This is a genomic window from Ruegeria sp. A3M17, from assembly GCF_003318255.1.
GTDB lineage: Bacteria > Pseudomonadota > Alphaproteobacteria > Rhodobacterales > Rhodobacteraceae > Ruegeria.
The window spans coordinates 213,679-229,967 of sequence record NZ_QOCF01000031.1; the positions used below are offsets into that span (position 1 = coordinate 213,679).

At 55.8% G+C, this 16,289-nt stretch carries 27 protein-coding genes; 2 read left to right on the top strand and 25 right to left on the bottom strand.

Features of this window, described 5'->3' with window-relative positions:
- Position 1: 1 nt before the first annotated feature.
- Positions 2-1,381, bottom strand: coding sequence for a trypsin-like peptidase domain-containing protein (locus DS906_RS18025; protein WP_113791471.1), 1,380 nt, complete (start codon positions 1,379-1,381; stop codon positions 2-4).
- Between the two features lie 144 nt (positions 1,382-1,525).
- Between DS906_RS18025 and budA the strand changes: the two genes are divergently transcribed.
- Entirely contained in the window at positions 1,526-2,314 is a 789-nt protein-coding gene (budA, locus tag DS906_RS18030; RefSeq protein ID WP_113791472.1) for an acetolactate decarboxylase, read from the top strand.
- 84 nt (positions 2,315-2,398) lie between these two features.
- Here budA and rplQ read toward each other — a convergent pair whose 3' ends face one another.
- The 11 genes from rplQ to DS906_RS18085 all read right to left on the bottom strand — a co-directional run bounded on the left by rplQ (position 2,399) and on the right by DS906_RS18085 (position 10,087).
- On the bottom strand, positions 2,399-2,821 hold the full coding sequence (rplQ, locus tag DS906_RS18035) for a 50S ribosomal protein L17 (RefSeq protein ID WP_113791473.1): 423 nt from the start codon (positions 2,819-2,821) through the stop codon (positions 2,399-2,401).
- A 118-nt stretch (positions 2,822-2,939) separates the two neighbouring features.
- Entirely contained in the window at positions 2,940-3,956 is a 1,017-nt protein-coding gene (locus DS906_RS18040; RefSeq protein WP_113791474.1) for a DNA-directed RNA polymerase subunit alpha, read from the bottom strand.
- A 114-nt stretch (positions 3,957-4,070) separates the two neighbouring features.
- The gene (gene rpsK / locus DS906_RS18045; protein ID WP_037311698.1) at positions 4,071-4,460 is read right to left on the bottom strand and encodes a 30S ribosomal protein S11; all 390 of its coding nucleotides are present in this window, start codon (positions 4,458-4,460) and stop codon (positions 4,071-4,073) included.
- A 14-nt stretch (positions 4,461-4,474) separates the two neighbouring features.
- A complete protein-coding gene (gene rpsM, locus DS906_RS18050; protein ID WP_058272383.1) occupies positions 4,475-4,843 on the bottom strand; it encodes a 30S ribosomal protein S13 in 369 nt (122 codons plus the stop codon).
- A gap of 201 nt (positions 4,844-5,044) precedes the next feature.
- Positions 5,045-5,713 (bottom strand): adenylate kinase, encoded by a 669-nt coding sequence (locus DS906_RS18055; RefSeq protein ID WP_113791475.1) that lies wholly within the window; start codon positions 5,711-5,713, stop codon positions 5,045-5,047.
- Positions 5,710-7,074, bottom strand: coding sequence for a preprotein translocase subunit SecY (gene secY, locus DS906_RS18060; RefSeq protein WP_058276180.1), 1,365 nt, complete (start codon positions 7,072-7,074; stop codon positions 5,710-5,712). The genes DS906_RS18055 and secY overlap by 4 nt, the downstream gene beginning before the upstream one ends.
- A 109-nt stretch (positions 7,075-7,183) precedes the next feature.
- Positions 7,184-7,657, bottom strand: a complete 474-nt coding sequence (gene rplO, locus DS906_RS18065; protein ID WP_058272380.1) for a 50S ribosomal protein L15 — start codon at positions 7,655-7,657, stop codon at positions 7,184-7,186.
- Positions 7,658-7,795: 138 nt separating this feature from the next.
- Positions 7,796-8,638, bottom strand: coding sequence for a hypothetical protein (locus DS906_RS18070; RefSeq protein ID WP_233494837.1), 843 nt, complete (start codon positions 8,636-8,638; stop codon positions 7,796-7,798).
- A gap of 186 nt (positions 8,639-8,824) precedes the next feature.
- Positions 8,825-9,040: a DUF1127 domain-containing protein gene (locus DS906_RS18075; RefSeq protein WP_113791477.1), complete on the bottom strand. Its 216-nt coding sequence runs from the start codon at positions 9,038-9,040 to the stop codon at positions 8,825-8,827.
- A gap of 210 nt (positions 9,041-9,250) precedes the next feature.
- Positions 9,251-9,697 (bottom strand): hypothetical protein, encoded by a 447-nt coding sequence (locus DS906_RS18080; RefSeq protein WP_113791478.1) that lies wholly within the window; start codon positions 9,695-9,697, stop codon positions 9,251-9,253.
- A gap of 21 nt (positions 9,698-9,718) precedes the next feature.
- Positions 9,719-10,087, bottom strand: coding sequence for an antibiotic biosynthesis monooxygenase (locus tag DS906_RS18085; RefSeq protein ID WP_113791479.1), 369 nt, complete (start codon positions 10,085-10,087; stop codon positions 9,719-9,721).
- A 77-nt stretch (positions 10,088-10,164) separates the two neighbouring features.
- Here DS906_RS18085 and DS906_RS18090 point away from each other — a divergent pair, with 77 nt between their 5' ends.
- Positions 10,165-10,596: a MarR family winged helix-turn-helix transcriptional regulator gene (locus DS906_RS18090; protein ID WP_113791480.1), complete on the top strand. Its 432-nt coding sequence runs from the start codon at positions 10,165-10,167 to the stop codon at positions 10,594-10,596.
- A gap of 101 nt (positions 10,597-10,697) precedes the next feature.
- On the opposite strand, the gene rpmD is transcribed toward DS906_RS18090, so the two are convergent.
- The 13 genes from rpmD to DS906_RS18155 all read right to left on the bottom strand — a co-directional run bounded on the left by rpmD (position 10,698) and on the right by DS906_RS18155 (position 16,245).
- Complete coding sequence (gene rpmD, locus DS906_RS18095; protein WP_113791481.1) at positions 10,698-10,886, bottom strand: 50S ribosomal protein L30; 189 nt, start codon at positions 10,884-10,886, stop codon at positions 10,698-10,700.
- Positions 10,887-10,898: 12 nt separating this feature from the next.
- Positions 10,899-11,468: a 30S ribosomal protein S5 gene (gene rpsE / locus DS906_RS18100; protein ID WP_058272455.1), complete on the bottom strand. Its 570-nt coding sequence runs from the start codon at positions 11,466-11,468 to the stop codon at positions 10,899-10,901.
- Positions 11,469-11,583: 115 nt separating this feature from the next.
- Positions 11,584-11,943, bottom strand: a complete 360-nt coding sequence (gene rplR / locus DS906_RS18105) for a 50S ribosomal protein L18 (protein ID WP_010437103.1) — start codon at positions 11,941-11,943, stop codon at positions 11,584-11,586.
- Positions 11,944-11,954: 11 nt separating this feature from the next.
- The gene (rplF, locus tag DS906_RS18110; protein ID WP_113791482.1) at positions 11,955-12,488 is read right to left on the bottom strand and encodes a 50S ribosomal protein L6; all 534 of its coding nucleotides are present in this window, start codon (positions 12,486-12,488) and stop codon (positions 11,955-11,957) included.
- A gap of 12 nt (positions 12,489-12,500) precedes the next feature.
- Positions 12,501-12,893 carry a 30S ribosomal protein S8 gene (gene rpsH / locus DS906_RS18115; protein ID WP_113791483.1) on the bottom strand — a complete coding sequence of 131 codons (393 nt, stop codon included), beginning with the start codon at positions 12,891-12,893 and terminating at the stop codon, positions 12,501-12,503.
- Positions 12,894-12,906: 13 nt separating this feature from the next.
- Positions 12,907-13,212, bottom strand: a complete 306-nt coding sequence (gene rpsN / locus DS906_RS18120) for a 30S ribosomal protein S14 (RefSeq protein ID WP_010437098.1) — start codon at positions 13,210-13,212, stop codon at positions 12,907-12,909.
- A gap of 19 nt (positions 13,213-13,231) precedes the next feature.
- Positions 13,232-13,792: a 50S ribosomal protein L5 gene (gene rplE / locus DS906_RS18125; RefSeq protein WP_113791484.1), complete on the bottom strand. Its 561-nt coding sequence runs from the start codon at positions 13,790-13,792 to the stop codon at positions 13,232-13,234.
- Positions 13,785-14,096, bottom strand: coding sequence for a 50S ribosomal protein L24 (gene rplX / locus DS906_RS18130; RefSeq protein ID WP_058272372.1), 312 nt, complete (start codon positions 14,094-14,096; stop codon positions 13,785-13,787). The genes rplE and rplX overlap by 8 nt, the downstream gene beginning before the upstream one ends.
- Before the next feature lie 2 nt (positions 14,097-14,098).
- Positions 14,099-14,467 (bottom strand): 50S ribosomal protein L14, encoded by a 369-nt coding sequence (gene rplN / locus DS906_RS18135; protein ID WP_008757934.1) that lies wholly within the window; start codon positions 14,465-14,467, stop codon positions 14,099-14,101.
- Between the two features lie 76 nt (positions 14,468-14,543).
- Positions 14,544-14,774, bottom strand: coding sequence for a 30S ribosomal protein S17 (gene rpsQ / locus DS906_RS18140; protein ID WP_037311742.1), 231 nt, complete (start codon positions 14,772-14,774; stop codon positions 14,544-14,546).
- Between the two features lie 4 nt (positions 14,775-14,778).
- A complete protein-coding gene (rpmC, locus tag DS906_RS18145) occupies positions 14,779-14,985 on the bottom strand; it encodes a 50S ribosomal protein L29 (RefSeq protein ID WP_113791485.1) in 207 nt (68 codons plus the stop codon).
- Between the two features lie 180 nt (positions 14,986-15,165).
- Entirely contained in the window at positions 15,166-15,813 is a 648-nt protein-coding gene (locus DS906_RS18150; RefSeq protein ID WP_113791486.1) for a transglycosylase domain-containing protein, read from the bottom strand.
- A gap of 225 nt (positions 15,814-16,038) precedes the next feature.
- Positions 16,039-16,245, bottom strand: a complete 207-nt coding sequence (locus tag DS906_RS18155) for a cold-shock protein (protein WP_010437077.1) — start codon at positions 16,243-16,245, stop codon at positions 16,039-16,041.
- Positions 16,246-16,289 lie beyond the last annotated feature (44 nt).

The following is a 16,289-nucleotide window of genomic DNA, read 5'->3' on the forward strand; positions in this document are numbered from 1 at the left end:
GTTACAGCCGGAACCGCAGAGATACGGCCCGTCCGCCCCGCAGAACATCCAAATCCAATCTGTGCCCCGGATCGGTCATCGCATCCTCTACGTCCTTAGGATGTTGGACTTCCGTTCCGTTGATACTTATGACCACGTCACCTGTACGCAATCCTGATCGTCCACCGTACCTGCCCGCGTCCACAATCACCACGCCAGTTTGCGACAGCAAAAGCCCCATCTGGGTAATGATCGCCGGGTTGATGCGCGACACCTTCAGGCCCGGCATCACGGTGTCATCGTTCAGAACGGTTTCATCAGCCGGTGGAGTTTCCGGGACCTTGATCAGGGCAACCTCGATATCCGCACTGTCCTGACCCCGCAGCCGGGTCAGCACCGAAGTGCCACCAACGCCCGCGACGGACATGCGGAACTTCATCTCGGCTGGGGAATTCACCTCATCCCCATCCACATGGGTCACCACATCCCCCACGCGCAGCCCTGCCTCACCCAGCGGACTCAGGGTGTGCAGGTCCGAGATCACAACACCCATAGGGAATACCAACCCCAGAGATTCGGCGATATCCGCACTCATGTGCTGACCAGCGACCCCGGCCCAAGGGCTGACAAAGCTGTCATTCCCGGCCTTGGCCTGGCGCAAAAATTCGGCAACCAGATTGGCCGGGATCGCAAACCCGATACCGTTGGAGCCGCCGGATCGCGTCAGGATCGATGTGTTAATCCCGATCAGATCGCCATTCACGTCGATCAGCGCCCCGCCGGAATTGCCCGGATTGATCGCGGCATCTGTTTGAATAAAGTACCCACGCGCGTTGCCGGTGGCCGTCCCGGTCCGCGCCAGACCTGAGATGATCCCGGAAGATACGGTTTGTCCCACGCCAAACGGGTTACCAATCGCAAGCGCCAGTTCCCCGACCTCGATCTGGTCGGAATCGCGGAAGTTCAGATGCGGCAAATCCTTGGCGTCTTCCAACCGCAGAATGGCAATATCGCTTTCCTTGTCGCCCAGCACCACTTGCGCTGAAAATTCACGCCGGTCGGTCGTCACCACGCGGATTTCGGTAGCCGTGCCAACAACGTGATAGTTCGACACCACATAACCGTCTTCTGACAGAATGACGCCAGATCCCAGTGAATTCTGCACATGCGGGCGCGGCTCAGAAAACCCCCGACCAAAGAACTCTTCAAAGAATGGATCAGAGAAGAATGGATTCGCCCGCCCCTGCCGAACGATCTTGGCATAGATGTTAACGACCGCCGGAGATGCCTGTTTGACCACAGGGGCAAATCCAAGGGAAATCTCGGCCTGCGATGTCGGAACACGGGTGTCCGCAGTGGCCGCGCCCGTTAACAACAAAAGACAAAACAGGATTCGCAACATAAACACCCCTCCGGAAAAGTCGCAAAATGGATATGCGGGGCAGTGAACTGGATTGCAAGTGATCACGCCATGTCGCTTTGTGCCAATTCTGATACGTTGGACTAACATACTTACCATGCAACAGAACCAGTGGGACGGCACCTAATGCATCAGGACCATGAATTGACCTTTGCAACAGCCGTCGCCAGCCACCGACAGGCTGCGCTGTCAAATGCAGAAGAGACCGCGCACGAATACTATCAGGCCTCACTACTCAGTGCGATAATGCAGGGGGTCTATGACGGTACCCTTTCTATCGGTGAGCTGCTTGAACACGGTGATTTTGGTTTGGGTACTTTCAACGCCCTGGACGGTGAGATGATCGTTCTGGATGGCGTCGCCTATCGTCTGGACGGCGAAGGGAAGGCTAACGTAGCAAGCGACACGGATTTGACCCCCTACGCCGCAGTCATCAAGTTCCGTCCTACTGATGCCTTGGATCTAACTAACGATGTCAGCAAACAGGCATTTGAAGCGCAATTGGATGCCAGAGCTGCGGAAAGAAACCTGTTCTACGCAGTGTGCTTTACGGGCCGGATAAAGCACATCAAATTTCGAAACGTTCTGCGGCAAGACCGTCCCTACAAGCCATTGCTTGAAGTCGTAAAATCGCAGGCTGAGTTTGAACTGCACGACGTGGACGGCATTATTCTTGGGTTTCGCTGTCCGGACTACGCTGTGGGGATTGGAGTTCCCGGCTATCACCTCCACTTTATTTCCAGTGATCGGAAGACTGGCGGGCATGTCCTAGACTATACCTTGGCCAGTGGACGGATCGAAATCGACCACACATCGTCACTGCATTTGGAATTGCCGGAAACACCCGCGTTTTCCGAAGCGAACCTGACTGCCGGTGCCTCGGAAGACAGCATTCAAAAGGCTGAAGGCAACTAAGAGCCTTGTCACCAGACCTGGTCTTCTAACAAAAAGCCCCCGCGTCCGAAACGCGGGGGTTTGAATTCAGAAAGCCGGGCTTTCTTATTCTTCGTCTGCGACCTCTTCGGCGGCAACGCGGGCTTTGTCAGCCGCGCCCTTGGCATCCAGATCACGATCAACGAATTCGATGATCGCCATCGGTGCCATGTCGCCATAGCGGAAGCCAGCTTTCAGGATGCGGACGTATCCGCCCTGACGCTCGGCGTAGCGGGGGCCCAGGATTTCGAACAGCTTTGCGACGTCCTTGTCTTCTTTCAGCTGCGATGCGGCCTGACGGCGGGCGTGCAGGTCGCCGCGCTTGCCCAGAGTGACCAGCTTTTCGATGATCGGGCGCAGTTCTTTTGCCTTGGGCAGAGTTGTTTTGATCTGCTCATGTTCGATGAGCGAGCCAGCCATGTTTGCAAACAGAGCCTTACGGTGCTCATGAGTACGGTTCAGGCGGCGGTAACCACGTGCGTGACGCATTTTCTAGTTCCTTCTTCAGCGTTTTGCTTTGTCTGGCCGGCGATGCGTGTCACCGGCTCTCCTTGGGGCGGAAGTGCCCATTTTGTCCCCGGAAACCCGGGCATTTGGGAAGACGCGCTTAGAACGCGTCTTCGAATTTCTTTGCCAGATCTTCGATGTTGTCAGGCGGCCAGTCCTCGACATCCATACCGAGGTGCAGACCCATACCGGATAGCACTTCCTTGATCTCGTTCAGCGACTTGCGGCCGAAGTTCGGGGTGCGCAGCATCTCGGCTTCGGTCTTCTGGATCAGGTCGCCGATGTAAACGATGTTGTCGTTCTTCAGGCAGTTTGCCGAACGGACCGACAGTTCCAACTCGTCCACTTTCTTCAGCAGCAGCGGGTTGAACTCCAGACCATCGTCTTCGTCCTGGCGACCAGCCGCTTCGGGCTCGTCGAAATTGACGAAGATCGACAGCTGATCCTGCAGGATGCGTGCGGCAAAGGCCAGCGCGTCTTCCGGCGTGATCGAACCATCGGTTTCGATCTTCAGGGTCAGCTTGTCATAGTCCAGAACCTGACCTTCACGGGTCGGCTGAACGTCATAGGCAACCTTTTTGACCGGCGAATAGATCGCGTCGATCGGGATCAGGCCGATAGGTGCATCTTCCGGCTTGTTCTTCTCAGCCGAAACATAGCCCTTACCGGTGTTGACGGTCAGTTCCATAAACAGGTCAGCGCCATCGTCCAGGTGGCAGATGACGTGATCGCGGTTCAGAACCTCGATACCAGCGCTTTCGCTGATGTCACCTGCGGTGACGACTGCTGGGCCTTTGGCATTGATCGACAGGCGCTTGGGTCCTTCGACTTCCATGCGCAAGGCAACCTGCTTGAGGTTCAGGATGATGTCGGTGACGTCTTCACGAACACCGGCAACGCTCGAGAACTCGTGCAATACGTTGTCGATCTGGACGCTTGTGATGGCCGCACCTTGCAGCGAGCTCATCAGAACGCGACGCAGCGCGTTGCCCAAGGTCAGACCAAAGCCACGCTCCAGCGGTTCAGCAACCAAGGTTGCCTGACGCGCAGGGTCGTTACCCGGCTTGCCTTCCAGCTGTGTCGGCTTGATCAATTCAGCCCAATTCTTATGGATCATGTAATCCCTCCATTCCTGTCCGCGCCCCATGACCAACAAGGTGCAGACGCCCGAGGTTCAAAATGACGTGCTGGGGCCGTGCGAAAACACAGCCCCAGCTCAATTCAAAATCGCTTAGACGCGGCGGCGCTTCGGCGGGCGGCAACCGTTGTGAGCAATCGGTGTCACGTCACGGATCGACGTGATGTTGAAGCCCACAGCAGCCAGCGCGCGCAGAGCCGATTCACGACCCGAACCGGGGCCCTGTACTTCGACTTCCAGCGTCTTGACACCGTGATCCTGCGCCTTCTTGCCTGCATCTTCTGCAGCCATCTGAGCGGCGTAAGGTGTCGATTTACGCGACCCTTTGAAACCCATGGTCCCGGCCGAAGACCATGCAATGGCGTTGCCTTGCACGTCCGAGATCAGGATCTTGGTGTTGTTGAAGGTCGAATTCACATGGGCGACGCCCGATGCGATATTCTTGCGCTCTTTTTTCTTGGTACGAGTCTTTTCGCGTGCCATCAGTCAGACCCTCCTTATTTCTTCTTACCAGCAATAGCCTTTGCGGGGCCTTTGCGGGTACGAGCATTGGTATGGGTACGCTGACCGCGAACGGGCAGGTTACGACGGTGACGCAGACCGCGGTAGCAGCCCAGGTCCATCAGGCGCTTGACGTTCATCTGAACTTCGCGGCGCAGGTCACCTTCAACGGTGAAGTTTGCGTCGATATGTTCGCGGATGGCCAGAACTTCGGCGTCGGACAGTTCATTAACGCGACGGGTCGCGTCGATGCCTACGGCTTCGCAGATTGCTTTGGCCGAGGTGTTTCCGATACCGGTGATATATGTGAGGGCGATAGGTACCCGCTTTGCAGTCGGGATGTTTACGCCGGCAATACGTGCCACGTGTCACTTTCCTTTTTTGTTGCGGTTCCGTAGCTCCGGAACCTTTTTTCACAACACTCGATCTTGGCAGTGACGCCAGAGGATCCAGTATTATTCGAGGTGGTCGGGGCATCCGGAACGAATCCCGCATGCGGTCGTGATTCCCGTTAGGGATGGGGGTCGATATGGGCTTTTCCCGCTCAGGTCAAGGGCAGAAATGGATCAGCCGTTCCCGACGTCGACGCCACCATCCAAAACCTGCGAAATCTCGTTTTGAACGGCGTCAATTTCACCCAGGCCGTCAACCCAGGACAGGTTGCCCTTGGCATAGTAATAGCCGATCAGCATCGAGGTCTTTTTGTAGTACTCCATCAGACGGGTCTTGAGGCTTTCCTCATTATCATCTGCGCGGCGTTTGAAGTCGTTTTCCTTGCCACAGTTGGAGCATTTTCCGTCCGCCGGGATCGGCTTGGTGATGTCATTGTAGACCTCGCCGCAGCCACCACAGGTCGAGCGTGCGGTGATCCGTTCAACCAGCGCGTCGTCGTTGACTTCCATCGCGATAACCGCATCCAGCGTTTCGCCGGTGCTGTTCAGCAGATCTCCCAATGCGTCAGCCTGTGCCAGCGTACGCGGGAAGCCATCGAAGATGAAACCGCCCTTTGCACCCTGTTCCAGCTTTTCACGGATCAGGCCGATGACGATCTCGTCGGTTACCAGCTCACCCTTGGCCATCACGTCAGCCACGCGGTTGCCCATTTCGGTTCCGCTGTCTTTGGCTTCTCGTAGCATGTCACCGGTGCTCAGTTGCACCATGCCGCGCGTTTCTACCAGGTGACGCGCTTGCGTTCCTTTGCCCGCACCTGGCGGGCCCAACAAAATGATGTTCATCGACGAGCGGGTCCCTTCCTGCCGCGTTTCTTGCTTTTACCGCGCAGCTGGGACTTTTCGATAAGCCCTTCGTATTGATGCGCCAGCAAATGGCTCTGGACTTGCTGGATCGTGTCCATGGTCACAGAGACGATAATCAGAACCGAGGTGCCGCCGAAGTAGAACGGGATGGCGAATTGGTTCCGCAGAATTTCAGGCAGCAAACATACCAGCGCCAGATAGGCCGAACCCAGAACCAGCACGCGGTTGACCACGTATTCAAGATACTCGGCTGTTTTCTTACCGGGGCGAATGCCGGGCACAAAACCGTTCTGCTTTTTCAGGTTGTCCGCAACATCATCCGGTTTGAACGAGACGTTGAAGGTGTAGAAATAGGCGAAGAACACGATCATCGACGCAAAGAACAGCAGATACAGCGGCTGACCGGGGCCAAAGTTGGCCAGCAGCCAAGACATGACCGGCCCGTTTGTGGCACCCGACGAGAAGGTCGAGATCGTTACCGGCAGCAACAGCAACGAGCTGGCAAAAATCGCAGGGATAACGCCCGCCGGGTTCACTTTGACCGGCAGGTGGCTGGAGCCGCCCTCGTACACTTTCATACCGGCCTGACGGCGCGGGTATTGAATGTGGATCTTGCGCAGCGCGCGCTCCATGAACACCACGAAGGTAATGACCACGATAACCATGACGATCACACCGATGATCACGGCGGGGCTGATTGCACCCGAGCGACCCGACGCAAAGAACTGCGCCAGAGCGGCCGGAACCTCGGCAATGATGCCGACGAAGATGATCAGAGAGATACCGTTGCCGATACCGCGCGCGGTGATCTGTTCACCCAGCCACATCAGGAACATCGTACCGCCAACCAGAGTGATCATGGTCGACATGCGGAAGAAAAGCCCAGGATCGGTGGCCAGATCGCCCGATTCCAGCGAAACCGCCAGACCATAGGCCTGCACGGTGGCCAGGGCCACGGTGCCGAAACGGGTGTACTGGTTGATTTTCTTGCGCCCCTGCTCGCCCTCTTTCTTAAGCTGTTCGAGCGCGGGAACCATGGATGTCAGCAGTTGCACGATGATCGAGGCTGAAATGTAAGGCATGATGCCGAGGGCAAAGATACCCATCCGCCCCAGCGCCCCGCCGGTGAACATCGAAACCATGCCGCCGATGCCCTGCCCCGCTTGTTCCATGAACTCGCGCAGTGCTTGTCCGTCAATCCCCGGCACCGGAATAAAGGTGCCCAGACGATAGACGATCAGCAATGCAAGCGTGAACAGGATGCGGTTGCGCAGATCGGTGGCTTTACCAAGGGCAGACCAGCTTGTGTTGGCTGCCATTTGTTCTGCTGCTGATACCATAAATCGGTCTCTCTTATGAAAACACCGCCCGGAACCGTTTTCCGGCTCGGGCGGCGTCTTGGAAAACTCTGAGGACTATGTAAGCGGGTCTTGGCCCGCTCACAAGCGCTTACTCTGCCGCAGCAGCTTTTGTGACCGTAAGTGAGCCGCCCGCTTTCTCAACTGCTTCAACAGCAGCCTTCGAAGCACCGGTAACTTCCAGGTTCAATTTGGCGCTGATTTCGCCTTTGGCCAGAACGCGGATACCGTCCAGCTTGCGACGAACCAGACCGGAGGCAACCAGTGCATCCTCGGTGATCGCAGCTTTGGCGTCCAGTTTGCCGGCGTCGACGAATTTCTGGATCAGGCCCAGGTTGATAACGGCGAATGCCTTGCGGTTTGGCTTGTTGAAGCCACGCTTGGGCAGACGCTGATACAAAGGCATCTGGCCGCCTTCATAACCATTGATGGCCACACCCGAACGGGATTTCTGGCCTTTGATACCACGACCACCCATTTTACCTTTGCCGGAACCCGGACCACGGCCAACGCGGGTGCGTTTCGGTGTGGCGCCAGGATTGTCGCGCAATTCGTTCAGTTTCATTTCGCTTCTCCTAAGCCGGAAATGACCCCGAAGCGTGATGGGTCAGACACGGCATTTCTTGGTTTTGATTCTCGTGGACAGACTGCCACCGGAGCCCGATACAGCTTTGCGCGCCAGTATGCAAGTTTTGTTGTCCGTCTATTGCGCCGCGACTTTATCGCCATGCGGAGTAATGGGCGCTTCTTGTGGGTCAATCTCGTGTTTTGCAAGCAGTTTTCCCACTAGGCTGTCTGGATTTGGGATCCCACCATATTTGTTGGCGAGGATGGACCGCATCCGGCGACCGTAGAAATGGATTGAGACCGTGTCTTCTTTTATGAACCGGGACAGATCCACGCCCGGACGAGCCAAAGCCCTCCGCCGCGTAAAGTTTAATGGGTAAAAGACGTGTTCGGGCAGCGCAAAGCGAACTTCCTTAGACTTGTTGAGCGCCCACGTTATGGCCTTAGGCCCCCAAACGCCCCAATATGTTTCCGGTATATTGACGGGTTCGCCCGCATCCTGCGCCGCTTGCAGTGGCCGCATGATCCGTTTGGGCAACCATGGAGGGATACGGAAAGGGTCACTTGTGTATTCATTCAACAAACCGAGCGTTTCGCTATCCGCTGGCAGACCCAAAACCCCGATTGCGACCTCGCCTTCGAGATACCCATAGTAGTGTCCGTTCAGCGTGGAAAACGGCTTGACGCAATAGGCGTCCGTATCCGCCCAAATCAGCCCCGGCTCTTTCGCCAGCATGCGATACCGAAACTTGTCCGAGTGCGGCGCTGGACTGCCTGTCCGACCATGCGTAACGAATTCACTATCCGGCAGGATTTCCCTCGCGTCACGGCAATCTACACCGTCCGGAATCATTGTGACATTTCCGTAGGTATAAAGGCGAACCGCTTGACCGGCGTCCAGAAAGGACTTGATGCACAGTTGCTCCAGAAAACTCAGCGGGCCATCGACCCATAGCATCCCGATCTGTTGGTCTTGCACGTCGCCCGGCCTTATTTCGTTTAGACTGATGCGGCCTTTTGCGGCGGCCTTACTCGGACATGACGGATTTCAGACCCACTCGCAATAGCTACGATCTGGTTTTCGAGAAGTTGTGTCATGCGCATCACCGCAACCAAAAAAGGCGCCAAATTGGCGCCTTGGGTTCGGGTTGTTCTTAACTATTGCTTACGAGCAATATGCGTGCTCGCGGGCGATGTCCGCGATATCGCAGCGGCGGATTCCGATGTCGTCCAATTCACGATTGGTCAGGCGCTGAAGCTCGCCGTAGGTACGGTTATACTCGTTCGCACGGGCACGGTTCTCTTTCACGCGCTCAATCAGGTTTGCGAAACGGGCGCTCAGGTTGAAGCCGCCATGGGTCAGTGTTGCTGTGTGTGCCATATTTCTTTTCCTTTCTCTGACCGGGGCGAATTCCCCGGAAACTGTTTACGTTCCTTGTTCGGACAGGGTTGAGATAGGTCCAAGCGATATCGCTAACAACCGAAGTTTGGGTCTAGCCGCTATGCATGTATTGAATAGCTAGGCAGCAGGTCGCGCAGCTTGAAAAGATTGCATAGGATTGAGCGACAGCTGCGGTCAATGCCTGAGCAACTACTGTCCCGCACCTCTTCTGCGGGCAGTCATCGCCCGACCGTCGCGTATACTCAGCCCCATCAAAGTGAGATTGGTGGCACCAGCGAGCAGCTCAACGACCTGCACAGCGTAGAAACTGATGTCAAAGGACCCAGCGCTCGCTTTCGCGTTCAGGAAGATTGCAGCAGGAACAAGGATCAACAGGCCGTTCATCGCGATGATCGGCATTCGTTTCTTCTTGGCAAGCGTCGGGGCATCTTTGCGACGGCGCCCAAGGGTCATTCCCGATGCACCCACGATCACCATCGCAGGCACAAGGACAAACAGCCCGCTGACGATCAGGGACTTTACGGCCGCGACAGTCGCATGGGTTGAAAACAATTCGCTGTACAAAGTGGATGTCCAGAAAACGAATATTGTCAGGAATCCTATTACACCGGCGATGGGGTGGATTACTCTTAACATGCGGCTACTCCGGTTTTGGCATCAGGCGACGCAGTGGTTTTCGACTGTGAGCTTTCTTAGAAGATGTGGACGCGCCACGACGCTTTCGGGATAGTCTGCAATTCGACGCTGAAACTCTGGGTGGGTGAAGGCGTCGCGAAAGCTTTTGACGTCCTGCCAGATCGCGTAGTTCACGAAGGTCGTACTGCCGGCGATCCCCTGATGAAGCTGGGTCGAGATATATCCCGACTGGGACTTCATGAAGTCCGCATCATGTGCCCAGGCCTTCAACAGCGCCTCTTGGTCTTTTGCGTCCACCATAAACACGTTGATCAGCACCACAGGGCCTTCCTCGGCCTGCATCTGATCAGCCAGTGTGACGACTTTATCAATCTCTTCGATATGAGCCATTTCGATTCCTTTCCATTCATTTATATAGCATACTATATATTATTGCATAGCTTGCTATTCAAGTGTAAATCTCAAGCATGGATTTCGAAAAAGAGAACTCGGCCGGATATCTGGTCAATCACATGGCGCGATTGTTCGCGAAAGAGCTGCAGCACCACATTGCGCCTTTGGGCATCGTTGTTGGACAGTTCCCAGTCTTGCTGGAGCTTTGGCTCAAAGACGGGGTCACCCAAAAGGATCTGCTGGCCAGAATTGACGTCGAACAAGCGACTTTGGCCAACACGCTCAACCGTATGGAGCGCGACGGCTTGATCAAAAGAACGAAAAACCCCGCTGACGCCAGGGCCCAGTTGATCTGGTTAACCGAAAAGGCCGCCGCACTTAGAAACAGCGCCTATGAGTCGGCCCAGAACGTGAATTCCCAAGCCTTGCAAGTTCTGACTGAGCCTGAGCGGGCGCAGTTCATGGACTATATGCGGCGGGTAATAAGCGGAATACGTTCAAGTTGAACTAAAACCACATCAGGTGAGGCCACAGCCAACACTGCCTTTAAACAAAAAAACGCCCCCGAACTGATCGGAGGCGTTTCTAGCTCTTAAAAGCAAGGCGCTTAGTCGCGCTCTTCGATGATCTCAACCAGATGCGGGATCTTGTTGACCATGCCGCGGACCGAGGGAGTATCCTCAAGCTCGCGGGTTTTGTGCATCTTGTTCAGGCCCAGGCCGATCAGAGTCGCGCGCTGTTCAGCGGGGCGGCGGATCGGGGAACCGATTTGCTTGACGACGATGGTTTTTGCCATGGGTCGCTCTCCTTATGCTTCTGCTTCAGCAGCAGCTGGTGCTTCGTCCCGCTTGGGCAGGATGTCAGCAACCTTTTTGCCACGACGCTGGGCAACCGAACGCGGGCTCTGCTCTTTCTGCAGGCCGTTGATGGTGGCGCGGATCATGTTGTACGGGTTCTGCGAGCCCAGCGACTTGGACACAACGTCCTTTACGCCCAGCATTTCGAACACGGCACGCATCGGACCACCGGCGATGATACCGGTACCTTCAGGTGCGCTGCGCATAACCACTTTACCGGCGCCGTGACGGCCTTCGATGTCGTGGTGCAGGGTACGACCTTCGCGCAGTTGCACACGGATCATCTGACGCTTGGCTTGTTCGGTCGCTTTGCGGATGGCTTCAGGTACTTCTTTCGCTTTACCTTTGCCAAAGCCGACGCGGCCTTTCTGATCGCCTACGACCACCAGAGCGGCGAAGCCAAAGCGCTTACCACCTTTTACGGTTTTCGATACGCGGTTGATCGCAACCAGACGATCTGCGAATTCCGGAGTTTCGTCGCGGTCACGTCCACGGCCCCGGCGGTTATCACGTTCTGCCATTTTGGCATCCCTTTTCTTTGGTGACGCTTGCGGCGTCGTTTGTTCAATCCAAGTGGGCCCCGGCATTGCCAAGGCCCCCGGATCATCGGGGCGGATCGAAACCCGCCCGCAAGTCTTAGATCTTCAGACCACCTTCACGCGCAGCGTCGGCGACAGCCTTCACTTTGCCGTGGAAAAGGAAGCCGCCACGATCGAAATAGGCCTCTTCGACGCCTGCCTTCTTGGCACGCTCGGCGATGGCCGCGCCCACTTTGGTGGCCGCTTCGACGTTGTTCTTGCCAACAACACCCAGATCTTTTTCCAGGGTCGAGGCCGAGGCCAGGGTCACGCCACGTACGTCGTCGATCAGCTGAACAGAGATGTTCTTGTTCGAACGGTGTACGGACAAACGCGGACGACCCGCGTTGACCTTGCGAAGTTTGTTCCGAACGCGCAGGCGGCGCTTCAGAAACAGGGTTCTTTTGCTGTTTGCCATTGTTTGCGTCCTTACTTCTTCTTGCCTTCTTTGCGGAAGATGAACTCGCCCTTATAGCGGATGCCTTTGCCCTTATAGGGCTCGGGACGGCGCCATTCACGGATTTTCGCCGCGACTTCGCCCACCTGCTGCTGGTCGTTACCTTCCACAATGATCACGGTCTGCTTCGGCGCGGTGATGGTGACACCTTCCGGAGCAACGAAATCAACGTCGTGGCTGTAGCCCAGGTTCAGCTTCAGGGTGTTGCCCTGCATCTGAGCCCGGTAACCGACACCCTGGATCTCCAGCTCTTTCTTGAAGCCTTCGGTCACACCGGCAACCAGGTTGGCGACCATTGTGCGGCTCATGCCCCACTGCTGGCGCGCGCGCTTGGACATGCCGCGAGGGTTGATCGTAACCACATTGTCTTCGACTGACAGCGTAACGTCGTCAGTCGCGGTGAAGCTGCGGGCGCCTTTCGGGCCTTTGACTTCGATGGTCTGGCCGGAAACCGAGGCTGTTACGCCACTGGGCAATTCGACCGGACGTTTACCAATACGAGACATTGACAGACCTCCTTAGAAGACGGTGCAGAGCACTTCGCCGCCAACATTGTTGGAGCGAGCGTTCTGGTCCGACATCACACCTTTCGGAGTGCTGACAATCGACACACCCAGACCCTGACGGACCTGCGGGATGTCATTGACGCCCATGTATACGCGGCGACCGGGTTTTGAGACCCGCTTCAGTTCGCGAATGACAGGGGTGCCTTCGTAGTATTTCAGGCTGATTTCGATGGCCGGATGACCGTTTTCGCCGGTCATCGCTTCGTAGCCACGGATATAACCTTCGTCCGCCAGCACGTCCAGAACCCAACCGCGCAGCTTTGACGCCGGGGTGGAAACGGTGGACTTGCCGCGCATTTGCGCGTTGCGGATACGGGTGAGCATATCGCCGATAGGATCGTTCATATCATTCTCTCCCTTACCAGCTCGATTTCACCATGCCGGGGATCTGACCAGCAGAACCCAGCTCGCGCAGCGCGATACGGCTGACCTTCAGCTTACGGTAGTAAGCGTGGGGACGACCGGTCAGCTGACAGCGGTTGTGCAGACGAGTAGCCGAGCTGTTGCGCGGCAGTTTCGCCAGTTTCAGACGCGCTTTGAAGCGCTCTTCCATCGGCTTGCTCTCGTCATTCGCGATTTCTTTAAGCTCGGCACGCTTTGCGGCATATTTGGCCACCAGGCGTTCGCGCTTCTTCTCGCGTTCGATCATTGCTTTTTTAGCCATGTCTCAATCCTCCCGGCGCTTACGCGTTGAACGGCATGTTGAAAGCTTTCAACAGTGCCTTTGCTTCAGCGTCGGTTTTCGCTGTGGTGGCAATTACGATGTCCATGCCCCAGACTTCGTCAACTTTGTCGAAGTCGATTTCCGGGAACACGATGTGCTCTTTCATGCCCATGGCAAAATTGCCCTGACCATCGAAAGACGGCTTCACGCCGCGGAAGTCACGAATACGTGGCATCGCGATGGTGATCAGGCGATCCAGGAATTCGTACATCCGGTCACCGCGCAGGGTCACTTTCGCACCCAGAGGCATGTCTTCACGGACGCGGAAGCCAGCGATCGACTTCTTCGCCTTGGTGGAAACAGCCTGTTGACCAGCAATCGCAGTCAGATCCTCGACAGCAGCTTTCGCTTTCTTCGAGTCTTTAACCGCTTCGGCACCACAACCGATGTTCAGAACGATTTTTTCCAGCTTGGGCAGCTGCATGTCGTTCTTGTAGCCGAACTCTTCTTTCAGAGCGGCACGGATGGTTTCAGCGTACTGAGCTTTCAGACGCGGGGTGTAGGTTGCGTTATCAAGCATCGATCACGTCCCCCGTGGTCTTGGCGAAGCGCACTTTCTTGTCACCTTCCATGCGGAAGCCAACGCGAGTTGCTTTGCCGTTCTTGTCCAGCAGAGCCAGGTTCGACAACTCGATCGGGTTTGCCTGAGGCAGACGACCACCCTGAGAGTTCTGAGTCTGGCGAGTGGCGCGGATGGCGATGTTGATGCCGTCAACAACAGCTTTTCCGGCAGATGGGTTAACCGAGGTGATAGTTCCCTCTTTGCCCTTGTCCTTGCCGGCCAGCACGACGACCTTGTCGCCTTTGCGGAGTTTAGCAGCCATGATTACAGCACCTCCGGAGCGAGCGAGATGATTTTCATGAAGTTCTTGCCACGCAGTTCACGAACAACCGGGCCAAAGATACGTGTACCTACGGGCTCGTTGTTGTTGTTCAGGATGACGGCGGCGTTGCGATCAAAACGGATCGCGGTGCCGTCTTCGCGACGGACTTCTTTGGCGGTGCGAACGACGACGGCCTTACGGACGTCACCTTTCTTTACGCGACCGCGCGGGATGGCTTCCTTCACCGAGACGACAATGATGTCGCCGACGGAGGCGTATTTACGCTTGGAACCACCCAGGACCTTGATGCACTGAACTCGGCGTGCGCCGGAGTTGTCAGCGACATCCAGATTGGTCTGCATCTGGATCATGTGGTTTCTCCCGACCTGTGGGGGCTGGTCTGGTTAGATCCCCCAGGGTTTCGTCAAATGGAAAAATCCTGAAAGCTTACGCTTCCAGAACTTCCCAACGTTTCGTCTTCGATTTCGGCGCGCATTCGATGATGCGAACAGTATCGCCGACCTTGAAGGCGTTCTTTTCATCGTGAGCCCGGTATTTCTTGGACTTACGGATGGTTTTCTTCAGAACCGGATGCGTAAAGCGGCGCTCGACGGACACGGTTACGGTTTGTGCGTTGGCATCGCTGGTTACGGTGCCGGACAGGATACGCTTGGGCATAGGATTACTCCTCCGATGCCGCTGCAGCGGCCTTTTCGTTCAGAATGGTTTTGACGCGGGCAGCGTTGCGGCGGGCCGCTTTGATGCCGGCGGTGCTTTCCAGCTGACCGGTTGCCTGTTGAAAGCGCAGGTTAAAGCTTTCTTTCTTCAGGTTGGCCAGTTCCTCGCGGAGCTGGTCCGGGGTCTTGTCACGCATTTCTTGGGCGTTCATCGCCTTATTCCTTTGCTCAAAACACCAGAAGGCCCCGTAGCTTGGGTCACCTTTGACCTGGTGGATGAATGATAGACATACGAATCCCCCGACTCGACCGGGGGAACGCAAGATGCCGCTCTATAGGGGAGTCGCAGGTGGGTAGCAAGGGAAAGTTTAAGTGAACAGCTCCGTAGAATTTCAACGATCTCTTGGTCTGTCGCATTTTCCCAGCGGATGAACAAAGTCTAGGTCTTCAAGGACAGCGTCAGCTATCTCGTCTTCCGAGAAAAACGATGTTTTCGCAAGTTCTTTGAGTGTCGCATTTCGGCGCTCAATCGCGCGGTCGGGGTGGCGCTCAGGATCGAAGTGTGAAGGCGCTATGACTATTCCTGCAAGATAAGCAATTTCCCCAAGCGAAAGGCCGTCAATCTCCTTGCCAAAGTACACGAGGGCGGCATCATTTGGTCGGTAACAGCTTCGACCCCAGTACACTGTGTTTGTATGCCAATTCACAATCTCTTCGCGGGATAGAGTGTTGGACACTGCAAATGCATTGGCAAGTACCCCCGTTTTTCGGACTTCTCTTACAGAACGAACTCGCTCAGATGCTTTCAAAGTGGTTCTTGAGTATTGCGGCAACTCAGTTCTGAAGAAATCAGGATCGTACATCCCGACCATCACTTTTTGCAGAAGTACCGGAACTGGATGACGCCCACGCGTGTCATCTTGGTAGCGTTCTATGATCTCCCCAGAGCTTGGGAGCCCTGTTACGGCAGATTGACTATAGCCAGCATCCGCGCCGAGAATGGAAGTCAATAAGGTAACTAGAGAGAATAAACGACCCATCCGAAATCTCTGACTCAAATCTTTGATAATATGCGTCTACAAGGTAGCTGTTTATGCTCGCACCTATCAATCCCACTTGTAGTTAAATCCGCTCATCCTCGGCCATGTTCATCGGCACCTCGCGCCGCAGCCAGAGAATACGCCAGTTTTTCCAACCCTCCACAAACGCAAAACGCGGCCTCGTTTGCACGAGACCGCGTCTTCAACTGTCTAAGTCTAAGTGACTTACGCCAGAGCGATGTTCACAGCCGACTCGCGACCGTCACGGCCGGGTTCGATGTCAAATGTTACTTTCTGGTCGTCGGCCAGGCCGGTCAGACCCGAGCGCTCAACAGCAGAGATGTGTACAAACACGTCTTTGCCACCGGTCTCCGGTGCGATGAAGCCAAAACCTTTAGTTGTGTTGAACCATTTTACGGTGCCATTGGCCATATCCGTAGTCTCCTATTAAATTGCTGTCCGCGGAATTGCGACAG